18 protein-coding genes are annotated in these 20,377 nt (G+C 45.7%); 7 read left to right on the forward strand and 11 right to left on the reverse strand.

Features of this window, described 5'->3' with window-relative positions:
* Positions 1 to 36: 36 nt before the first annotated feature.
* Both JMY03_RS05140 and JMY03_RS05145 read right to left on the reverse strand, forming a co-directional pair.
* Positions 37 to 903, reverse strand: coding sequence for an SDR family oxidoreductase (locus JMY03_RS05140; protein WP_201601640.1), 867 nt, complete (start codon positions 901 to 903; stop codon positions 37 to 39).
* A gap of 82 nt (positions 904 to 985) precedes the next feature.
* Positions 986 to 3,199, reverse strand: a complete 2,214-nt coding sequence (locus JMY03_RS05145; protein WP_201601642.1) for an Lnb N-terminal periplasmic domain-containing protein — start codon at positions 3,197 to 3,199, stop codon at positions 986 to 988.
* A gap of 216 nt (positions 3,200 to 3,415) precedes the next feature.
* Between JMY03_RS05145 and ampD the strand changes: the two genes are divergently transcribed.
* From ampD to JMY03_RS05160, 3 genes are all read left to right on the forward strand, one after another.
* Positions 3,416 to 4,030, forward strand: a complete 615-nt coding sequence (gene ampD / locus JMY03_RS05150) for a 1,6-anhydro-N-acetylmuramyl-L-alanine amidase AmpD (RefSeq protein WP_201559231.1) — start codon at positions 3,416 to 3,418, stop codon at positions 4,028 to 4,030.
* A gap of 117 nt (positions 4,031 to 4,147) precedes the next feature.
* Positions 4,148 to 5,698 carry a murein biosynthesis integral membrane protein MurJ gene (gene murJ / locus JMY03_RS05155; protein ID WP_201601644.1) on the forward strand — a complete coding sequence of 517 codons (1,551 nt, stop codon included), beginning with the start codon at positions 4,148 to 4,150 and terminating at the stop codon, positions 5,696 to 5,698.
* A 104-nt stretch (positions 5,699 to 5,802) separates the two neighbouring features.
* The gene (locus tag JMY03_RS05160; RefSeq protein ID WP_201601646.1) at positions 5,803 to 6,432 is read left to right on the forward strand and encodes a hypothetical protein; all 630 of its coding nucleotides are present in this window, start codon (positions 5,803 to 5,805) and stop codon (positions 6,430 to 6,432) included.
* Between the two features lie 57 nt (positions 6,433 to 6,489).
* On the opposite strand, the gene JMY03_RS05165 is transcribed toward JMY03_RS05160, so the two are convergent.
* The gene (locus JMY03_RS05165) at positions 6,490 to 7,098 is read right to left on the reverse strand and encodes a GNAT family N-acetyltransferase (protein ID WP_025644677.1); all 609 of its coding nucleotides are present in this window, start codon (positions 7,096 to 7,098) and stop codon (positions 6,490 to 6,492) included.
* A 148-nt stretch (positions 7,099 to 7,246) separates the two neighbouring features.
* Here JMY03_RS05165 and ribF point away from each other — a divergent pair, with 148 nt between their 5' ends.
* On the forward strand, positions 7,247 to 8,287 hold the full coding sequence (gene ribF / locus JMY03_RS05170) for a bifunctional riboflavin kinase/FAD synthetase (RefSeq protein ID WP_201601648.1): 1,041 nt from the start codon (positions 7,247 to 7,249) through the stop codon (positions 8,285 to 8,287).
* A 104-nt stretch (positions 8,288 to 8,391) separates the two neighbouring features.
* Here ribF and JMY03_RS05175 read toward each other — a convergent pair whose 3' ends face one another.
* The 4 genes from JMY03_RS05175 to JMY03_RS05190 all read right to left on the reverse strand — a co-directional run bounded on the left by JMY03_RS05175 (position 8,392) and on the right by JMY03_RS05190 (position 13,710).
* Positions 8,392 to 8,631, reverse strand: a complete 240-nt coding sequence (locus JMY03_RS05175) for a DUF2789 domain-containing protein (RefSeq protein WP_201601650.1) — start codon at positions 8,629 to 8,631, stop codon at positions 8,392 to 8,394.
* A gap of 250 nt (positions 8,632 to 8,881) precedes the next feature.
* Positions 8,882 to 9,865: a malate dehydrogenase gene (locus JMY03_RS05180; protein ID WP_025644683.1), complete on the reverse strand. Its 984-nt coding sequence runs from the start codon at positions 9,863 to 9,865 to the stop codon at positions 8,882 to 8,884.
* 515 nt (positions 9,866 to 10,380) lie between these two features.
* Complete coding sequence (locus JMY03_RS05185; RefSeq protein WP_227675489.1) at positions 10,381 to 11,016, reverse strand: hypothetical protein; 636 nt, start codon at positions 11,014 to 11,016, stop codon at positions 10,381 to 10,383.
* Positions 11,017 to 11,559: 543 nt separating this feature from the next.
* Positions 11,560 to 13,710: a lytic transglycosylase domain-containing protein gene (locus JMY03_RS05190; protein ID WP_201601652.1), complete on the reverse strand. Its 2,151-nt coding sequence runs from the start codon at positions 13,708 to 13,710 to the stop codon at positions 11,560 to 11,562.
* A gap of 558 nt (positions 13,711 to 14,268) precedes the next feature.
* On the opposite strand from JMY03_RS05190, the gene miaB reads away from it, so the two are divergent.
* Positions 14,269 to 15,756: a tRNA (N6-isopentenyl adenosine(37)-C2)-methylthiotransferase MiaB gene (gene miaB / locus JMY03_RS05195; protein ID WP_201601655.1), complete on the forward strand. Its 1,488-nt coding sequence runs from the start codon at positions 14,269 to 14,271 to the stop codon at positions 15,754 to 15,756.
* A 278-nt stretch (positions 15,757 to 16,034) separates the two neighbouring features.
* Here miaB and JMY03_RS05200 read toward each other — a convergent pair whose 3' ends face one another.
* The 4 genes from JMY03_RS05200 to JMY03_RS05215 form a co-directional block, all read right to left on the reverse strand.
* A complete protein-coding gene (locus tag JMY03_RS05200; RefSeq protein WP_201601658.1) occupies positions 16,035 to 16,772 on the reverse strand; it encodes a LysE family translocator in 738 nt (245 codons plus the stop codon).
* Between the two features lie 144 nt (positions 16,773 to 16,916).
* Positions 16,917 to 18,152 carry an acetylornithine deacetylase gene (gene argE, locus JMY03_RS05205; protein WP_201601661.1) on the reverse strand — a complete coding sequence of 412 codons (1,236 nt, stop codon included), beginning with the start codon at positions 18,150 to 18,152 and terminating at the stop codon, positions 16,917 to 16,919.
* A 30-nt stretch (positions 18,153 to 18,182) separates the two neighbouring features.
* A complete protein-coding gene (locus tag JMY03_RS05210; protein ID WP_240990414.1) occupies positions 18,183 to 18,407 on the reverse strand; it encodes a hypothetical protein in 225 nt (74 codons plus the stop codon).
* A 34-nt stretch (positions 18,408 to 18,441) separates the two neighbouring features.
* Positions 18,442 to 19,095, reverse strand: coding sequence for a UPF0149 family protein (locus tag JMY03_RS05215; protein ID WP_201601664.1), 654 nt, complete (start codon positions 19,093 to 19,095; stop codon positions 18,442 to 18,444).
* A 189-nt stretch (positions 19,096 to 19,284) separates the two neighbouring features.
* Here JMY03_RS05215 and JMY03_RS05220 point away from each other — a divergent pair, with 189 nt between their 5' ends.
* Positions 19,285 to 19,746: a hypothetical protein gene (locus tag JMY03_RS05220; protein WP_201559376.1), complete on the forward strand. Its 462-nt coding sequence runs from the start codon at positions 19,285 to 19,287 to the stop codon at positions 19,744 to 19,746.
* A gap of 44 nt (positions 19,747 to 19,790) precedes the next feature.
* Positions 19,791 to 20,360: a cell division protein ZapA gene (locus JMY03_RS05225; RefSeq protein WP_201601667.1), complete on the forward strand. Its 570-nt coding sequence runs from the start codon at positions 19,791 to 19,793 to the stop codon at positions 20,358 to 20,360.
* Positions 20,361 to 20,377 lie beyond the last annotated feature (17 nt).

The raw sequence follows: 20,377 nt of genomic DNA on the forward strand, positions 1-20,377 counted from the left end.
ACAGTTGAGTTACATTGAAGTTGAATAGATAAAAAATTACTCTTGTAGATGCTGCAAAATATCATTATAACCAGTTTGCCAATCAGGATAGCTGAGCCAAGTTAACGGAATATTGCTGTGCAAGCGCTTACCGGTAGTTAGTCTTTTATTATCATCCCTCTTAGCAGCGGCTGCGCCTAACTTGTTACTAAGCCACGCATCAAGCTCAAGTGTGGTCACAGGTAGATAATCAGTTGCGATATAAAGCGGCTTTAATAGCTTTGCTTGTTCAGTATCTGTGGTCTCTAAGGTTAGCACTTTAGCAATAATCGTCACCAAATCGCGATCCATAATGCGATTGCTCCAATGCTCAGCGGCAATGGCCTCTTTATTTAATTCGCGCGATTTTCGCACGCGCATCAGGCGCTCGCGGCCATAGATACCGCTTGGGCGAATAATGATAGCTTTATCATTAAATCCTTGCTGTAGTGCTCGCTCTGCTTGCAAGATTATCTTGGAGGCCTCACGCTCAGGCTCTATAGGCGCGGTATGCTCATCAATCCACTCGCCATTATCTTGTCCATAAACGCCTGTTGAGGAGATAAAAACTACACGCTTAAGCTGAGGTAACTTATCAGCTAAAGACGCTAAATGCTTACAAATGGCTAAATAACTGGCGCTATAGCCGCTAGCGGAATACTCATCAGGAGTGACAATAATGGCGATCGCGCTAAACGTTTGTAGCTGATCGCTCGTCAAGTGCAAAGCATTGGCTTGCATAAACTGCGCACGATCATGCAAATCATAATGCTCGCGCTTACTGCGAGCAAGGCCCGTCACAGATACGCCGTCTGTAGCAAGTTGATTGGTGACGGGTAGACCGATATCACCTTGACCAATAACCAGCAAATTTTGCGTACTCATAGCGTCTCCTTTTTTTGGCATAGTTTTTTTTGGCATAGCTTTTTTTTGCATAGTTTCTTGCCACTACTATTGCTGACAACACTTAAAAATAGCGCATATAAGACAGTTGGATATCGTCATTATCTTCAACGCGGTCTTGCCAATCGTAGCTGGCCTTTATACGTAGCGCTTGGTTTTTGTCGATATCATAATGCATGCCGATAGTGCTGATCGGCTGCCAATAGTGACCGCGTACCTCAGCGCTATCGCTGCCATGATACCAATATGGTAATTGCAGTTCAGCTTGCGCGCGTAAGCGATTGTTAATCTGGTAACGACAGCCCGCATTGACACCAGCGCCAACACGATAGCCCTTATTGATACCGCGGCCACCTTGTAGCGCTCCTGTCGCTAAGGTATAGCATAACTGCTGCGGCATCTCCCCTGTCAGCTTGCCGCTGTCAGCATCTACAGCAGGCGACTGCCCAAATACCCAGGACTTACCGTACTCAAAAGTAGCACTACCAACTAAATGCGCCGCGCCATCTTGCTGCGAGCCATCGTTGACTTGCGTGGCCTCTATGCTAGCGCCCCAGGTCTGACCTTCTTTGGCAGCATTGTCCGGATTAAATGAGCGCCCTCGAAACAAAGTAAAATTCTGCAGTTCAATTCGGTCATTATTGACATTGTCGTCTTCAGTATCATATATCCGTAGCGAAGCTTTAAGCCCTTCTAAATCAAAAAACTGTGGATAGCCGCTTGGCCGATCAAGAGTATCGTGAAAGCCTGCACGCATACCAATCTCGATATAATTATTATCGCCGCGTTGACCGGCGCCGATATGAGTGCGCTGCAGCCGATGACGATCTATCGGGTCGTTATCCGCTGTAGCAATCGGCAACATCGATAGCGTTTGCTCGTCGGCTGACATACTGGATGCTGAATTGACCGTCTCTGACTTAATACTATTAATCTCATCTTTACTAAGCGTTGTGTAGCCAAGTTTGGCCGAACGTTTGGCCTGATTAAGCTGCGCTTGCCTAACGCTACTATCTGCTGGGGTATAACGACGACTAGCTAGCAGGCTTTCATCATTAAGCAGCTTGATCACATCAGAAGGCACGACCACGTAAGGCAGCTGAGCTAAGAGGCTTTGCTGCGGACGCACCACATCGATCAGGCGCAGTATCTCAGAAGCACAGTTGTCAGTGGTAAAATAATAAGGGATCTCTAAATCTTTGGTCTCCCAAACATGGGCGATGATTTGCTGTACTTCCGCTGGCGTCAAATCCAGCCGGTAAGTCCAAGTATCACGCTCATCGTCTTTGAGATACTTAGCAAGCTTCTCAGGATAGGGGTCAATCTCAATACGATTATCATAACCGCCACTGATCGATTTGATAGCATAAAGCACAAAAGGATCATCGGGATCGCCATCGACAGTATCATTCAAGGCATAAGCGTGATTGATCTGGGTAAAATTAGCGGCGCTCGCTTTGGAGTCGATACGCAGTAGCGTATGAGCAAAAGCTGAGATGGGATTGTCCAAATACTCTTCGGCAAACATAATAGATAACTGCTCAGGCGCCAGCATCGCCATCCACTCTTTTAGCTCTGGACAGTCGGCCTGTAGAGACGACTTATCGATATCTAACTGCTCAGCTAGCCAGTTTACGCGCGCCGGAAAGCGGCATATAACCGAGTCATTCGTAGCGGCGCGGTTTAGCATAGTGATTTGCTTCGCTAAAGCGACAAGCGTCGCGTCAAGCTCAGCGGCTGAGTCTTTATTACCATTAGCAGTTAAAAAAAACGTAGGGTCATTGATAGTGCTTTGGTTTTTGGCCTTAGTAAACAGTCCCTTTTTATCATCAAGAAAATAAAGCAGCCGGCGCCAGCTTTTATGCTGAGCCAAATTTTGCGTAGCGGCTTGCTGACGCCAAGTTGCTAATAATTGCTCTGCTGCTAGGTTTGCGCTTTTATTTTGTTTATCAGCCACTAAGCTGTTAGTGCTAGCAGTGTTGGCGGCTTTAGTTACTAAGCTAAGAGTAGCGCTAGGGCGAACACTGGTCACTGCGACTGAGCGTGATGTGAGCGTAGATGCTGCTTTAGCTGCAGCAATCATATTATCCGCGCTCGCGGCGTCCGCTAATAGTGCGTCACCCTCGACCACTGACGATGGTGTCGGTAGAAAAGCGGATACTTGCGCGCTCAATAACACCCCAACAACCGCAAGCGGCAGGCGAGCTGTCTTGGTTAGATATCTTGAATGATAAGCTGCCGCTTTCACACTAGCTTTAACATTATGATTTATAGACATGGATTAGTCTCTCGTATTTTGCTTTATTAACGCTTTATAACCAGTTATCAATGTTTGCTGATGATAAGCGTGCGCTTATCTTTCGTTTAGCTAGCGTGTATGATATGTCATCTTGAATTGACTATTAACCATAAATTTTTATAATCAAATGGCTCTTTACGAGCTGACTTTATCGTTGATTTTTTATATCCTTTTCTCATTATAACAGAGACTACTATGTCCACCACGCCGATGACTATTGCTAATGGTCAATTATCCTCTGCCGCATGGCTGAGCTCGCCCAATAAAAATGACCGACCTACTCAACCTCATAGCAGTGATAGTGATCCAAGTCCTTATATCGATACGATTGTCATTCATAATATTAGCTTGCCGCCCAATGAGTTTGCTCAGACTGACAGCAATGGCCTACATTATGTCAAAGCACTATTTACCAATACCCTCGACTGGGATGCCCACCCCTACTTTCAAACGATCAAAGGCGCTGAAGTATCGGCGCATCTGTTTATTGAGCGCGATGGCGCTATCACTCAGTTTGTCAACTTCAATGAGCGTGCTTGGCATGCCGGCAGGTCAAGCTACTTAGGCCGTCCTGAGTGTAACGACTATAGCATCGGCATTGAGCTTGAAGGCTCAGACTTTATTGCTTTTACCGATATTCAGTATCAGGTCTTAAGCGCAGTCATCACGGCGCTATACAAAGCTTATCCCAAAACCCGCCGGCACTTAACAGGACACAGCGATATCGCTCCAGGTCGTAAAACCGATCCGGGTGACTATTTTGACTGGGCACGACTGCGCTCAATGATAGCCAACAAGCTCGATGAGTAATAATGCTTTGATAATAGACTAGATTTTACAGTCAATCCATTTATCAAGCGTCTTAAAATGCTATAATCCGTCAATTTTTGACCTTCTTATATTCATCAGCAAACAAAAAAGGTTCTCATGGCAAAAAGTCGCTTGTTCCGCTCCACAATGGTCGTCAGCAGCATGACCATGCTATCACGGGTTTTGGGTTTAGTACGTGACATAGTGCTGCTAGGCGTGTTTGGTGCCGGCGGCTTAATGGATGCGTTTTTGGTGGCGTTCAAAATTCCAAATTTTCTGCGACGTCTATTCGCTGAAGGCGCTTTTAGCCAAGCTTTTGTGCCAGTGCTTTCTGAGTATAAAGAGAAGTACAATCTGCAACAAGTACAACTATTGGTCAGTCGCACCTCTGGGGCTTTGCTGCTGATTTTGTCGATGTTGACAGTAGTGGTGATTTTATTAGCGCCTTGGGTGGTGACCTTATTTGCGCCAGGCTTTGCCGATCAGCCCGATAAATTTGCGGTCACTGCTGATTTACTCCGTCTCACCTTTCCCTATCTTCTATTTATCTCGATGACCGCTTTTGCTAGCGGCATTCTACAAAGTTATGGACGCTTCGCCGCTCCCGCCTTTGCGCCTGTATTATTAAACCTTTGTATGATTGGCGCGGCCTTGATATTTGCGCCGATGTTTGACACGCCCATCATGGCTTTAGGCTACGCGGTGGCTATCGCAGGGTTATTGCAGTTTTTAATTCAGCTGCCGCAGCTATGGCAACAAAAGCTGCTGGTCGCGCCCAAAGTCGACTTTAGGCACGAAGGCGTCAAGCGTATCTTAAAGCTGATGCTGCCCGCTATCTTTGGCGTATCGGTTACCCAGATTAATTTATTACTCAATACCGTCTTTGCCTCGCTAATGATCGGCGGCTCCGTCTCTTGGCTGTATGCCGCTGAACGTATGAGTGAGCTACCACTAGGACTGATTGGGGTAGCGATTGGCACGGTTATTTTGCCTAGCCTCTCTGCTAGTGAAGCCAAAAAGGACGATGTTACCTTTAAAAAGACCATCGACTGGGCGGCGCGTCTCATCATCCTAGTAGGTCTGCCAGCTGCCGCGGCACTATTTACCCTCTCTGATGTGATGATGCAAGCGCTGTTTTTACGCGGTGAGTTCTTATTGCGTGATGCTGAGATGAGCGGTCTAGCGCTACGCAGTATGGCCGGCGGTATTTTAGGCTTTATGCTGATCAAAATCTTTGCACCCGCGTTTTTTGCTCGTCAAGACGTCAAGACTCCGGTCAAAATCGGTATTGTATCGGTGTTTGCCAATATGATATTTAGCGTGCTGTTTATTGGTATTTTTTACTTCTTTGAGCTTCCTTTGCATGGTGGCCTTGCCCTAGCAACGACGGGTGCCGCTTTTGTTAACGCCGGCTTACTATATTACTTCTTACATAAGCGTGGTATTTTCCGTTTTGATAGCCATTGGAAAAAGCTATTTGCGCAGTTTATTATCGCAACTAGCGCTATGGTTGCAGCGCTCTATCTGATGCTGCCCTACTTTCCAACGGATTCGGCACAGTGGCGCCGACTGGTAGCGCTACTGATTATTTGTGTGATTGGCGCCGTGGTTTATGGTGTGGTCTTGCTCATAACCGGGTTTCGTCCGCGTCAGCTTAAGCACGGTTAACTTGAGGCGCAGCGCTGCCATAAGTAGCGTTTGTCAATACTAGGCAGAATCGTCATAATGATTGATGTACTAAAACCCTATATTAACCTATGTTGAGGTCTACCATGACAACCCCTCTCGTATCAAAACCACTAGTACTGGCGACAGGTTTATTGACAGCTAGTCTACTGCTTACTGGCTGTAGTAATAATGACAGTAATGAAGTACAAATAAGCGAAGATAATAGCGAACAGACAGTCGTTGCTAATAGCAATGCTCCAGTGGAAGAAGCTGTAGCGGCTAAAGATGATGGTATTATGGCAGATGACGCTGCGACCGATGACGATACGCTCGTTCTCGATAGCGATGCCACGAATGAGACGAGTATGCCAAGCAGTAATATGACTCCTGTGACTACAGCTCCTGATCAGCCAAGCCTAGTCACTAACCCTACTGAGCCCAATACTCCAGAGGATACCGTCAAACAAGCCTTAGACACTTTATATTACGGTGATGTCGAAGATGCCGCCGGCTACTATCAGGTCGATATGGCAAACTTTGAGCAAGAGCTTGCCAATACCCAAAGCGCGTTTCAGCAGACAGTCGAGAGTGTGACTATCACCGATACTCAATATAATGCTGATAACACCAAAGCGACTATTACAGGTGAGCTGCGGCTCAAAGGCCAAGACGAGCCTGCGCCTTTGACGTATCAGCTCCGCAAAGTCAACGGTCAGTGGAAGATTTTGGGCTAGTTTGGTTTAGCGACTAAAACAACGGTTGGCAACTATTCGTTGCAGTTATTGTTTCGCTTAGATCGCGGTTTCACTGACATTATTGTCAATCGCGATACCGAGCATGACTACATCGGCGATAAAGCCTTGCATATCGCAAACTTGCGGCATATAGCCCCATTGCTCAAAGCCAAGCTTACGAAACAAGGTTAAGCTTGGCGTATTATGAGCGAAGATTAGCGCCACGACATTGTGAATGCCGAGACTTGGCGCTTGAGTGAGCATCCACTCGATCAATAAGCGGCCTAAGCCTTGCCTGTGATAATCGCGATGCAGATAAATACTGACCTCGCTACTGATATGGTAGGCGGTACGCGCGTATAAATCGCTAAAGCTGCCCCAAGCGACAATAACCGCTGGCGAGTCAGCTGATGTTGTAGTGACCACATAAATGGGCCGTTTGGGATCATTGAGATGCTCATCGAACCAACTGGCACGCTCAGCACTAGTGACAGGTGCCAATTGAGCGGTCGCTTGTTTGCCGGCGATACTTTGATTATAGATATCTAATATAGCCGTTAGGTCATTGAGACTAGCGCGCCCTACAGCAAACTTATCATTTAGTGCAATTGGGGCTAATGAAGTGGTAGTCGTCTGCTGGTGACGACGGGTGACATTGTCTAACATAGCGCTCCTAATAGGATAAGTTGTGGTCTATAGTTTGCAGTGTGAGTTTGGCTATTTTACTTTATAATGGCAGCCCTTGACGTCTTTTATGCTCTTAGATTCATGACCTGTGTCTTTTATTCAACCGCTCCTATCATAGCTGTAAATTATGAATACCTATTATTTAGAACAACTGATTGCACCGCCTTATATTGTTAATGACAGTGTTAAAGCGACTGACTTGGCGCCTTGCGTCCTAACCATTGGCAATTTTGATGGCGTGCATTTAGGTCATCAAGCGATGCTGGCAAAGGTACGTGCCTTAGCTGATGAGCAAAACCTGAGCGCAGCGGTGATGCTATTTGAGCCGCAGCCGCGAGAGTTTTTTGCCCCGCAAAAGGCCCCTGCGCGCCTGACTACTTTAGCAGAAAAACAAGCGCTGCTAGCGGATTTTGGAGTAGATACGTTAATTGTAGCTGGCTTCGATAGTGATTTTCGCGCGCTGTCAGCTACTGCTTTTGCCGACCTATTAGCGAAACGCTTAAACGTACAAGCGCTTGTTTTAGGCGATGACTTTCGCTTTGGTCATGATCGCACCGGTGACAGTCAGTTTTTGCAGAACTATGGCCTACAAGTCACCGACCTGCAAACCGTCACAGATGAAGAGCAGCAAGATGATCGCATCAGCTCAACCCGCGTACGCGACTTGCTATTAGCCGGTGATATTGATGCAGCCAATCGCTTATTAGGCCGCGATTATACGATTATGGGCCAAGTCGTTGGCGGTGATAAAATCGGCCGCACTATGGATTTTCCGACTGCTAATATTGAGCTGTCTCGGATAAAGCCTGCCTTACACGGTATCTTTGCAGTCGACGTGGTCCGTCTTGATAAACAAGGCAATATCGTAGCAGATGGACTGAGCGCTCTTGCAGAAGAAGGGCAAATGGGCGTAGCAGGACTACGAGAGTATAGTCTATTTGGTACTGCAAGTATCGGTACTCGGCCTTCAGTGACTAAAGAGCAAGAATGGCGCTTAGAAGTGCATTTTCCGCAGTTTCAAGGCGACTTATATGGTGAGAGCTTGCAGGTGCGCTTTTTGCACTACTTGCACGGCGAGCGTAACTATGAGGGTTTAGCCGCTCTAAAGCAGGGCATTCATCAAGACGTGACTGACCTGCTGGCCTGGCGAGAGCAGCAGTTAGATTAACAAGATTTGCGCGTGTCGCCTTTCCACTAAAAAAGCCACTTTATTATTAAAGTGGCTTTTTGATATATGACTTATTACGTGCTAACTAATGAAAGCTCTAACGACTAAGCATCAGGATGCAGACGCACATTTAAGTCATCAATAACCTCTACCCAAGCGGCGTCTTTTTTCCATTCTTCTTTTAAGAACATACGCTGACTGTCGGTCCAGATGTCAGCCTCTACTAGCTTCTCATCTTTGCCTAACTGATTATCAGCGATAAATTTGTCAATCGCTTCATCTGAATTATCCAGACCTAACTGAGCGAATAGTTCATTCATATTGTAATCTACTTCACCTAACATACTGCTTCTCCTTAACGTTGATATAAGCTTTAACAGGGTTATTTATTATCTGACTTATTTCTAGTGCTTTTTTTCTAGTGCTTTTTTAATGCTTTTTAGCGAACGTCTTTATTGTAGCAAGCCTACTGATAAAAGCTGTTAGTCAAAGTTTATCTAAGCTTACCAGTTGTGTTAACGGAGCAGGCAAAAAAAAGCCCTGCTATACAAGCAAGGCTTTTGTATCTTTAATCAGCACTTAATTCTATAGCGCTTATGGCAGTAAGTGAGATACTGCGTCACGCTCTTCGCTTAGCTCTTGCTCAGTGGCAGCCATTTTCTCTTTTGAGAACTCTGCTGAGACATCGACGTCTTCAACGATAGACCAGTCACCATTGCTGCAAGTACAAGGGAACGAGTAGATCAAGCCTTTGGCAACGCCGTATTCGCCGTTAGAGTAGACCGCCATAGAGACCCAATCGTCGCCATCTGTGCCCATAACCCAAGTGCGGATATGGTCAATCGCTGCATTAGCAGCTGACGCAGCTGAAGAGGCACCACGCGCTTTAATAATTGCTGCGCCGCGTTTTTGTACTTCTGGGATATACGTGTTTTCGTACCAGTCGCGATCGACTAAGTCTAACGCAGGCTTACCATTGACAGTACAAGCGGTTAGATCTGGATACTGAGTTGACGAATGGTTACCCCAGATAATCATCTTTTTCACATCGTTAACAGTGCTCTCGGTCTTTTCGGCCAATTGAGCAATAGCGCGGTTGTGATCTAAGCGCGTCATCGCGGTGAAGTTACGTGGATCTAGATCCGGTGCATTACGCTGAGCGATAACGGCGTTAGTATTCGCTGGGTTACCAACGACTAGGACTTTAACATCACGTTTAGCCACTTCATTTAACGCTTTACCTTGTGCTGAGAAGATAGCAGCGTTAGCTTCTAATAAGTCTTTACGCTCCATACCTGGGCCACGTGGACGCGAGCCTACTAATAAAGCATAACTCACATCTTTAAAAGCAACTTTGGCATCGTCAGTTTGCACGATATCTACTAATAACGGAAAAGCACAGTCTTGTAGCTCCATAACTACACCCTTTAGGGCGTCAAGTGCTGGAGTGATTTCAAGTAAATTCAAAATAACCGGCTGATCTTTACCTAGCATCTCACCAGAAGCAATACGGAATAGCATAGCATAGCTGATATTACCAGCAGCGCCAGTGACGGCAATACGTACAGGCTGTTTCATAGAGTATTCTCCAATTGATTATTAGACAGTATCTTGTTCGACAATATCTTTATTAAGTAGTCGCTTTTTCAGTCACAACGGCTCGAATTAAACACGGCTTTTATGCAAAAGGCGCATAAAACGAGAGCTAGTGTAGCACCTCGTTTAGGGAACCGTCTAGGAACAATAGCAGGCGAGTATAAGATTTGCGCGCTATATTGTTACATTTTATGCGCGTACTATTATAGTATGAGCGACCAAAGTAAACATCTATAATAGGACCAAATTAAGCGCTAATACTCGATAGCGCCCAAAAATCAATTTAAAATGAATAGAGTAGCAAATGAATACGGATAAGAGTTTTATAGAAGAGGCGACTGCTTAATTCAAAACACACTCTAAAATATGCTCAGAAAAAGCTTTTAACACCATAGCAAAGCACTTTTTAACCATAGTCGTGCTGTCTATTCTATTGCATTTTTATATTTATCGGGCGCACCGAGCGGTCTGCTCTATATCCTTATCTACGCGATCTATTACTGACCTCCAGAGATAATAAATTTTTTGTCGCAGCTGTCGATGACATTGCTACAACTGGCAAAATCATTGCCTTCATAGCAGACATTGATATCAGTCAAAATCGATTGGCGGCGACTGCCTGCTTGGCAGATCAGATCGATGTCAGATGCGCTCATACCACGATTAAGTCTTATCATCTGTTTAAGAAAGCTTGATTTGGATACTGTATAGCTATTACCTGTTGTCAGCTCACTGGGCAGCTTTAGGTCTCCGGCATAGTTAATAATTTGACGAAAATAACTGTTCGCACTCAGCGGACTACAAGTCCCATAGCGATGCCACGCTTGGCTGCGCACTGTCGTGTCCGGCATAATGCGGTTGACGACTTTGAGCTGTAGAGGACTTAGACGCGGCTCACTACCGCGGCCACAGCGCTCACCATAGCCCAAATCTAGCCCAGATATAGTAAAAGAATAGCCTTCTAAACATTGACGCATCCGCGCGCGCGTTGGCTGTAGATTACATAACGCTGGGGTCATCTCAACCATGAGTACCCGCTGACCACTTTTGACTGCGCTTGCCGCTTGTGCAGGGGCTATAAAGACGATAGGTAATAGCATTAGACCCGCTAGCTTGGCTGAGGTAGCAGACACTCGGTACCAAACAGACGATTGACGACTGTTCGCTTGATACTTTATAAAATTTATATATTTATTTATCATAGTCAAAAGGGTGTATACAGTTATCGAACAGTAGAAGCAGGTATAAAAATAGCCTATAGTTATCGTTCTGTTTTTGAACGCTAACTAAATAAAGAGCTAGTAATCTATAACATTGAGACAGATTAGTCTAATACTACCAAAACACTTTGTTTTCTCTATAGCAAAAACGTAAATCAACTTTAAAAACTTCTATCCCTTGATATAGCAAAGGATAACGCGGCCTGTTAAAACCTTATCTGAACCTTTATTTTTAATACATTAATATCCTAAAAAGATTAAAAAAAAGCCATCAACACTACTTGCTGATGGCTTTTGCTATAAAGATGCACTACTATAGTCAATCAATATTAAAAGTGGTACAAGGCAGACGAGTGCAAGTACTACAGTAGTAGGCTAAACGAGTCTAACGCCGTAACACTTTAATAGTGGTTCGACTATAACCACGTCAAACGCTATTGCGCAGCCATGAGGCTGTTAAAAAGCTGCGGGCACCGATCCCATACGATTAGTAATCGGCTGCGGACGACCTAGTAAGCTACTATAGATAGTGGCATTTTCCATCACGTGCTTGACGTAATTGCGAGTTTCGGGATAAGCGATAGACTCAACATACTGATCTGCAGCGAGCGAGCCATAAACCGGCTGCCAGCGCTTGGCATTGTTAGGACCAGCATTATAACCTGCGGTTGCCAGTACAGGCTGATAATTGAGCTTACTCAAGATATCGCCCATATACCAAGTGCCATAGCGGATATTAGTATCGCCGCTATTGGCGCGGCTAGCACTATAAGTCTCGCCTAGATTGCGCGCGATGTATTTAGCCGTATCAGGCATGACTTGCATTAAACCACTAGCGCCAACGTTCGAGCGCGCTGAGGTCACAAAGCGGCTCTCTTGACGCATAATGCCGTAAGCCCACGCCGGATCAATGCCTGCCTCTCGGCTATAGCGTACCACCGCGCTTTGGTGCGGCATCGGATGCGATAGTGCCAAGCTGTCTACTCTATCGGCATTATCGATGGCATAAATCGCGCGATCGAGCCAGCCCATATCATGCGCTACGCGCGCCGCGGCAATGATCAGACTATCATCACGATTGTCACGAGCCTGCTTGACCGCCCAGTTCCATTCGCGATTGGCAAACGAGCGATTGGCGTCTGAATTATACAGTGCAAAAGCGCGTGCAAAACTTGGCTCTTGCATCACGCGTGCGCGATCAGCGCTGCTAATATTAGGCAAGTTATTGCCGCCCAAAAGGCTGGCATCGAAGCGCTGGCCGATTTTGTCTTTGGCCATTAGCCCGTAGTAGTCATTACTTTTTGCTAGCTGCTGATACATACGTTTGGCAGTAGTACGCTTATTGGCATCGCTTGATTGCTCATAAGCGCGCGCGAGCCAATACTGCCATATATTGGATCTTTGGGTCTCGCTATCCATCTGAGAGATCGCCTCAGCGACATCATCCCAGCGACTAAAACGAATAGCAGCCATCGCATAATCTTCGGCTTCTTCAAAGTTAAAATCATCGTCCAGACTCTTACGGAACCAATCTACCGCCTCACTATTAAAGCCATCATCGGTATTATAGTTCATACGCTTGACACCAATAATGCGATAAGCGTAGCGGCGCGTGTCATCGTTTAATAAGCGAGCGCGGCGCTGATTGTCTTGCTTGATATCAAAATCTAACTGCATCGCCGCTTCGCGGTAAGACTTATCGGCAAGGCGGCCTATCGCATATAGATAAAGGTATTGATTAATTTGACTGTTAGGCTCTTTAGTGAATCGGCTAAGAAACGAGGAAGGATTAAGCTGAATCTCGCTTAAAGCTGAATAAGGAATAGGCGTGCCTAAGCGTGAGGATAGCGCCATAATATCGCCAGTCTTGCCGACACGCAGCATACGTTTCAGTCTTGAGGCCCGATCGCTATTACTAATAAGCGCGTGATTATTCATCTCCATCGCTAGCTGATCACATAGCGCAGGCTGTTTTTTGGTGGTTAGCCAAACGTCAGACTTCTCGCTCAGCGCGCGCATCGTATCACCGCCATTATTGAACCCAAGGGCAATGGCGCAGCGCTCTGACCTATCGGCATTAGTAATCAGATTAGCCACTTGACGGACGGAAGCATAATCATTAGCGCCGGCTTTGGTCTCTGCAAAATCAGCGACGAGCTTTTCGGCCATAACACTGCCTGGGTATTGACGCACAAACTGCGAGATAGCCGCTGCACTTTGTGAATTGAGATCCAAATTCATTCGCCAGTAAGTCGGGTACATGGCAAACAGACTACCGCTCATCAGCTGCTCATAATTGAACAAAGCACTGATATCGCCTCTATTCTCCGCTTGTGCGGCAGCATTAAAATAGTCTACACCACTACTACCCTGCTGATAGCTGTTGCCTGAATAGTAGCTGCCTTCTTGCTCAAAGCTCTCGCCGTCTCCCCAAGTCAGCTCAGCACAAGCCACTTGTGATACTCCAAGCGCCCCTATAGCAGTCGCTAAGCTCAGCGCACTCACTCGCAGCTTACTGTTTTTGACGCTCTTCAATAACTGTAAATTTAGAGTGTGCTTAGTAGTGGTTTTTTCTTTGCTGTTATGAGTAACGCGCAATTTTGTCATACGGACTCTCTTTATATTCTTCAGTATCAGGTAAATTGGTATCAAGTAAATGAGTATCAGGTGAATTAGCGGCTTGTGTATAGCGATTTGATGCTTAGCGCTGCGATAAGTGCACTTATCATACTATTGATCATACTATATTTGGTTAACTTTCAACCAATCACTTTACCATTTATCTCTAATCAGGATAGTACCCAGTAACAACAAAATGATATTGCTCGTCTTTTATAACGCATACTAGCAGCGCGTATCAGCAGTACACAATGACAAGCATAGTGACCGTACATAGTGACCGTACATAGTGACCATACATAATGATAAGCGGGCACTCTTGCTCCAGTTCTGAGTCATTAGACAATAACGAGTCATTGATGAGCAAATGATAAGCGATTGATACTGTTATAAATAATTTGGTAGATGAATGACATTCGTTGATGCTTATTTTTCACTTTACAGACTGATTATGATAAAATACGCGCCTTATCTTTAGTGCTTGGTCTGCAGCGTCTCGTCTTCAGCGCTTAGCCTGCCAATCTGTTTAACCATGGACGTCTTGTTATGAGTGTTACTGTATTTGACCCGCGTATCGATACTACCGATACGAGCTCTACTGCTGAAACGACCCTTGCTGCGCAAGCAGCAACAGCGCTTGAAGAGTCCCATTCTGCAGCCGCTCCTGTCAAAAAAGTCTTTGTCACCACTCAGGGCTGTCAGATGAATGTCTATGACTCTGACAAAATGCTCGACGTGCTCGGCGATTCGCACGGTATGCAAGTCACTCATGATATTGATGAGGCTGATGTGCTCTTGATGAATACTTGCTCTATTCGCGAAAAAGCACAAGAAAAAGTATTTTCAGAGCTGGGCCGCTGGCGTAAATTGAAAGAAAAACGTCCTGACTTAGTCATTGGTGTTGGCGGCTGCGTAGCTTCACAAGAAGGCGATAACATCCAAAAGCGCGCGCCGTATGTCGATATGGTATTTGGGCCGCAGACCTTGCACCGTCTGCCAGAGCTGTATGATCAGTCTAATGAGCAAAAAGGTATCGCGCCCAAAAACCGTATCGGCACAATCGATATCTCGTTTCCTAGCATTGAGAAATTTGACTTCTTGCCTGAGCCTAAAGTCGAAGGCTATAAAGCCTTTGTCTCTATCATGGAAGGCTGCTCAAAATATTGCTCATTTTGCGTGGTGCCATATACGCGCGGTGAAGAGTTATCGCGTCCATTAGATGATGTACTTGCTGAGATTGACAACCTTGCCGAACAAGGCGTACGCGAAATCAATCTATTAGGTCAGAACGTCAATGGCTATCGCGGCGAAAAAGATGATGGTAGTATTTGCCGCTTTGCCGAGCTATTGCATTATGTCTCGCACGTCGACGGTGTGGAACGTATCCGCTATACCACTAGCCACCCGCTCGAGTTCACTGATGATATTATCGATGCTTATGCGCAATTGCCTGAGCTGGTCTCGCACTTACACCTGCCAGTTCAAAGTGGCTCAAATGCTATTTTAGCGGCGATGAAACGCAATCATACGATCGATGTATATATTGATCAGATTAACAAGCTAAAAGCCATTCGCCCTGATATTCACTTGTCGAGCGACTTTATTATTGGCTTCCCTGGTGAGACCGATCAGGACTTCCAAGATACCTTGAACTTAGCAAAAGAATTAAACTTCGATCACTCGTACAGCTTTATTTATTCCAAGCGTCCAGGCACGCCAGCTGCTGAGCTGCCTGATGATGTTAGCTTCACTACCAAAAAAGAGCGCTTGGCAGAGTTTCAAAAGGTGATTATCGACTCAACCCTACAAAAGACCCGTGAAATGGTCGGTACCACCACTCGCGTCTTGGTTGAACAAGTAGCGGATCGACATCCTGATTGCTTGCTAGGTACGGCGGACAATACCCGCACCGTGATGTTCCCGTTTGAGGAAGCGCAAAAGGATGAGCTGCTTGGTAAACTCGTTAGCGTCCGTATTACTGACTTTGTCAGTCCGCATATGGTTAAGGGTGAGTTAGTTGAGGTTTTGGCCTAACACAATGTTTGTAATACGACTTTAGATAAGAAAAGCCGTTTGCTATTAATAGTGGACGGCTTTTTTGTATGCGGCTGTCATGATTATCACAGTATCTTATGGAGTAACTAGTAGTGTTGAATCACCTTAAAACCGATGCAGTGCAGCTGGGATTCATCTTGTCAATGAGAGCTGCGCAACATCGAAACATCGAAGATACAGCACGCAAGAAAAATGAATAGCAGTTGCACGTTAATATTACGCGTATCGACTTTATTTCGAACTGACCATAGTGTTCTTTAAACCATAAAATGACTAACCACTTCAGCCAATAAAGCTGCAGCAATCAACATAAATATCACGCCGCAAGCACGATTAAGCCAAGCCAGACGATCACCAACATCAAGCCAGCCAGCCAATTGCTTTCCGCCAAGCGTATAGATGATCTGCCAAATGGTTTCGCTTAAAAACAAGCCAACAGTCAGCATTATATACTGCGGCCAAAGGGGCGCCGTAAAATTGATAAACTTGGGGAAAAAAGCAGCGAAGAATAATATAGCTTTTGGGTTAGACAGTGACACCCAAACGCCGGTACGAAATAAGGTCATATTGTTTGGTGACACCTTAACTGCCGCACTCGATAGTGAGCGCGGCTGCGGTGTTTTCTCATCAGTCATAAATGGCATAGTAGTCGGATAATCGGTCGCGACCTTCTCGCCCATTTCTTTGGCATCACTCATCAAGCTGCCCTCACCAGCATCGCGCCATGACTGAATACCCAGATAAATGAGATATAGCGCGCCTACCGTTTTGATTACTTCTAAAGCCCAAGGCGATTGACGACTGATAACGTCTAGCCCTAGCAAGGTTGACAGCAATAGGATGAATAAACCAAGGCTTAATCCTGCCAGCGTCCATAGCGTACGCTTCACCCCATAATTTAGCCCATACTGAAACGCCAACAGCATATTAGGCCCTGGCGTCGCGGAGATAAAAAAGGTACTGATAAAAAACACGGTAAATAGATGCCAAGACATCTGCAACCCCTACTCTGTATTATGAAACTTACTGATGTTAAAAAAATAAACACCGCCATTACGACGGTGTTTGATCAAACCTAATTATACTCTAAGTGCTTTGACTTTATGAGCATAAGCTACAATTTTCTTATCGATAAAGATCTAGTTAACCGTACAGCTCTCTAACAGTTTCTGCAGAAAACCATCACAACGCTCAATTTCACTTAATGCCACAAACTCATCGGCTTTATGCGCCTGCTCAATGCTCCCTGGGCCGCAAATAATGGTCGGAATGCCAGCGTTAGTAAACTGTCCGCCTTCGGTGGCATAAGCCACTTTATGGCGCTCATCATCGCCCGTCAAAGCTGCGATTAACTCTTGTAGCTCGTCATTCTTATCATCACTCATCGCTGGTACGCCCTCTTCTTGTATCAGCTCGATACCGGTTTCAGGAGACCGCGATTGCATTTGCGCGTTTAGCTCGGCAATTTTAGTTTTGATCGGTGCTACGATATCCTCTTGCGTCATGTGCGGTAAGTTGCGATAGTCAAAGGTGAACTCGCACAGATTGGGTACGATGTTGGTCGCGGTGCCGCCTTGTATCGTACCGACCGACAGGGTCGAAAAAGGCACATCAAACATAGCATCATTGTCATCACGCTGGCTGATCTCTTCTGCTAACGCATCGACATAACCGACCAAACGACTGGCGTAGCTAATGGCATTGACGCCTTTATGGGTTAAGGAGGAATGCGCAGACTTGCCATGCACGCGGCAACGATAAACCGCAATGCCTTTATGCGCGACCACCATAGTCATCAAAGTTGGCTCACCGACGATACAATAATCAGGAGTGATACCGCGCGCCTCAATATCCGCCAAAATCAGCGGCGCACCCAAACAGCCCACCTCTTCATCAAACGATAGTGCCAGATGTAGCGGACGACTGAGTTTACCCGCTTTAGATAATTTGACTGCTTTAGGTAGCACCATTAAGCTACAAGCAATAAAGCCTTTCATATCGCACGACCCGCGCCCGTACAGTTTATCGCCACGTATTTCCGCTTTAAATGGATCTGAGCTCCAGTCCTGCCCATCAACTGGTACGACATCAGTATGACCTGAGAGCACCAAACCGCCATCTAAAATATCTCGGTTCTTTCCTGCGGGTACGGTAACAAACAGATTGGCTTTGTTCTGAGCCTCATTAAAGGTGAGATCAACGCTCAAACCCAGCTGCTCGCAGTAGCCTTGCACATCTTTTATCAGCGCCAAGTTTGAATGGCGACTGACCGTATCAAAGCCAATTAGCCGCGTCAGCCAATCGATACTTTGCGTAGGGTAGTCAGCCTGATTAGTGTTGGTTTTTGCATCACTATTGCTAGCGGTTATGGTCATAAAATATCCTTAGCCTATCTAAAAAAGAGGTTAGCTATTTTTAACAAAGCGCTGTTGTAGTGCTTTTACTTCCTCATCTAAGCCGTCAACTGGCCCATCGATAGGGATATCAGGCGCGACCTCTGAGATAGCTAACGCATTAATCGACAGCGGCGAGTCTACACCTATCTCCGCCATCCACTCGCCGAGTTGCTTGGCCGAGCTGACATAAACGATACGGCCAAGACCCGCCAGCCCATGTACAGCAGAGCACATCGCGCAATGCTCACCTGAAGTATAAACGGTTTACTTACGATGGGTTATTTTGATTCATCACATCCATCACTGGCGGCATGGGCTTTGGCAGCTTACCTTCTGCTTGCAATTCCTTCGTGGTCTTAGCATCGATAGGTAGTCCGGCAATCAGTGCCAACTCCTGCACCGATTTACGTTTGCGCGTGGCAAAGCTGACAGGCACCATACGCGCAAACTCATAAATATATAGGTAAGACTCCTCACCACCCTCAAACTCGTCATCCTCGGCTAGACGAATCGCGCCAATCTTCGCCAAATCAGAGAGCATCTCGTTCTCCTCAGCACTTAGATGACAATCAGTAATACCAAAACCGGTCATAAAGCCATTGGCCCACTGTTTCAGCGCCATTACACGCTCGTACAAATCATGTTCATCATCAGGCACTAGCGGCGTATAGGCATAAGCATCATCTTTATCTTTGAGCTGAAACACGGTGTCCTCAGCCTCCTCAGTTAATAAAGTTAGCGCCTCGTCAGGCAAAGCTTCAAAGCTAAGCTCGCTCAAGATAGCAGCCCAACCTGCCTCATCGGGCGCGTTGCAAGCGGTCATCAGCCCAGTCATCAAGCCATGTATCTCACTGATTGTCACATCCGTCCAACCTGCAAACGCATCTGACCAAGTGTTCCAGCCTGAGATATTATCATTCATAAAAACATCCTGATTCAAAATAAATTAAGGGTAAATAAGCGCGACAAAGTATAAAGATGCCCAAAATGCCTACTATAAGCTCAATGGCAATTACTTTGTTGATATAGATATTATGAGGTCACTTATGGCATTATTAAACGCATAAAGCCAATTCATTATCATCACGTTTATTAAGGATAAAAACTGACTATGTATGATCAACTAAAAATATTAGAAAAAATGATACTAGATATCAAAAAACAGCATCAACTGGTCAGTCGTGAGCTCAGTCAACTAAAACAACAGCCTCAGCCTGACCCAAAAGAGCTGTCCTCCTTAAAGTCTCAGCTCAGCAGTAGCACCAATGAGCGCGACACTGCCAAAAAACAACTGAGCGATTTAGATAAGCGCTATCAAAGTTTGGCTGAGGCTCATCACATGATAGGAGAAGAGCAAGACAAACTGCAGAGTCAGCTCAGCGATTTACAACAAAAAAATAATGAGCTTGAACAGATCAATCAGCGCTTAGAGCAGCAAAACCAACAAGCAAAGCAGCAGCTCGACGATATCAAGCAACAAAATAGCGATTTACAGCAAAAAAACCAACTGGCGGCTGAGCGTACTCAAGTGGTACTGCAGCGCTTGACCCGTATTGACCAAATGGATAGCTAAGCGCTCTCACGCTAATTTCAAACCTTTATTGTGTAGGATTTTTTATGACTGATAACCGTACTGACTCGCAAAAACCAGCGCTCGAAACGACTAGCAAGGATAGCACTGTAACAGCGGCTAATAACTCAAAAACACCGCCGGCCCAGACCCAAGACACAAGCACGCAAAGCCGAGTCGCCCAAAGCCAAGCGGCGCGCCCATCGGTCAATGCTAATAGCCCGAGCCAAACCACTGACCCCAATAAAAGCAATGATATGTACAATAATAAATCCGCTAATCCAGCCTCAGGGCCACAAAACAAAAAGCCAGAGCATAAGCAGCCGGAAAGCAAAAAAATAGATATCGTGATTGCGGGCGCCAGCTACCCTATCTTTTGTCCCGCTGATGAAGAACAAGAGCTAAGAGCGGCAGAAAAGTTTATTAATGATTTTGCTACTAACATTAAAAAAGACGCGCCTAAACTGAATCAAGAGAACTTGCTAGTCTTGTCTTGCTTAAACTTGTACGAGCAAATCAATGCACATAAAAAATCAGAAGCCGAGCGTCAGCAGCAAAGCAAACACAACGAGCAGCTATTAAATAAAATCATGCAAGAAGCGCAGTCTGTTCTTTAAACCTATTTTTAAACCTA

Source organism: Psychrobacter submarinus, assembly GCF_904846685.1.
GTDB lineage: Bacteria > Pseudomonadota > Gammaproteobacteria > Pseudomonadales > Moraxellaceae > Psychrobacter > Psychrobacter submarinus.

Bases quoted from the DNA above. Each gene is read 5' to 3' on its own strand.
- JMY03_RS05200 (WP_201601658.1), bottom strand. From the start codon at position 16,772: ATGTCTTGGCATCTATTTACCGTGTTTTTTATCAGTACCTTTTTTATC.
- murJ (WP_201601644.1), top strand. From the start codon at position 4,148: ATGGCAAAAAGTCGCTTGTTCCGCTCCACAATGGTCGTCAGCAGCATG.
- argE (WP_201601661.1), bottom strand. From the start codon at position 18,152: ATGACCATAACCGCTAGCAATAGTGATGCAAAAACCAACACTAATCAG.
- JMY03_RS05190 (WP_201601652.1), bottom strand. From the start codon at position 13,710: ATGACAAAATTGCGCGTTACTCATAACAGCAAAGAAAAAACCACTACT.
- JMY03_RS05175 (WP_201601650.1), bottom strand. From the start codon at position 8,631: ATGTTAGGTGAAGTAGATTACAATATGAATGAACTATTCGCTCAGTTA.
- JMY03_RS05210 (WP_240990414.1), bottom strand. From the start codon at position 18,407: ATGTGCTCTGCTGTACATGGGCTGGCGGGTCTTGGCCGTATCGTTTAT.
- ampD (WP_201559231.1), top strand. From the start codon at position 3,416: ATGTCCACCACGCCGATGACTATTGCTAATGGTCAATTATCCTCTGCC.
- JMY03_RS05145 (WP_201601642.1), bottom strand. From the start codon at position 3,199: ATGTCTATAAATCATAATGTTAAAGCTAGTGTGAAAGCGGCAGCTTAT.
- JMY03_RS05165 (WP_025644677.1), bottom strand. From the start codon at position 7,098: ATGTTAGACAATGTCACCCGTCGTCACCAGCAGACGACTACCACTTCA.
- JMY03_RS05140 (WP_201601640.1), bottom strand. From the start codon at position 903: ATGAGTACGCAAAATTTGCTGGTTATTGGTCAAGGTGATATCGGTCTA.
- JMY03_RS05215 (WP_201601664.1), bottom strand. From the start codon at position 19,095: ATGAATGATAATATCTCAGGCTGGAACACTTGGTCAGATGCGTTTGCA.
- JMY03_RS05220 (WP_201559376.1), top strand. From the start codon at position 19,285: ATGTATGATCAACTAAAAATATTAGAAAAAATGATACTAGATATCAAA.
- JMY03_RS05225 (WP_201601667.1), top strand. From the start codon at position 19,791: ATGACTGATAACCGTACTGACTCGCAAAAACCAGCGCTCGAAACGACT.
- ribF (WP_201601648.1), top strand. From the start codon at position 7,247: ATGAATACCTATTATTTAGAACAACTGATTGCACCGCCTTATATTGTT.
- JMY03_RS05180 (WP_025644683.1), bottom strand. From the start codon at position 9,865: ATGAAACAGCCTGTACGTATTGCCGTCACTGGCGCTGCTGGTAATATC.
- miaB (WP_201601655.1), top strand. From the start codon at position 14,269: ATGAGTGTTACTGTATTTGACCCGCGTATCGATACTACCGATACGAGC.
- JMY03_RS05160 (WP_201601646.1), top strand. From the start codon at position 5,803: ATGACAACCCCTCTCGTATCAAAACCACTAGTACTGGCGACAGGTTTA.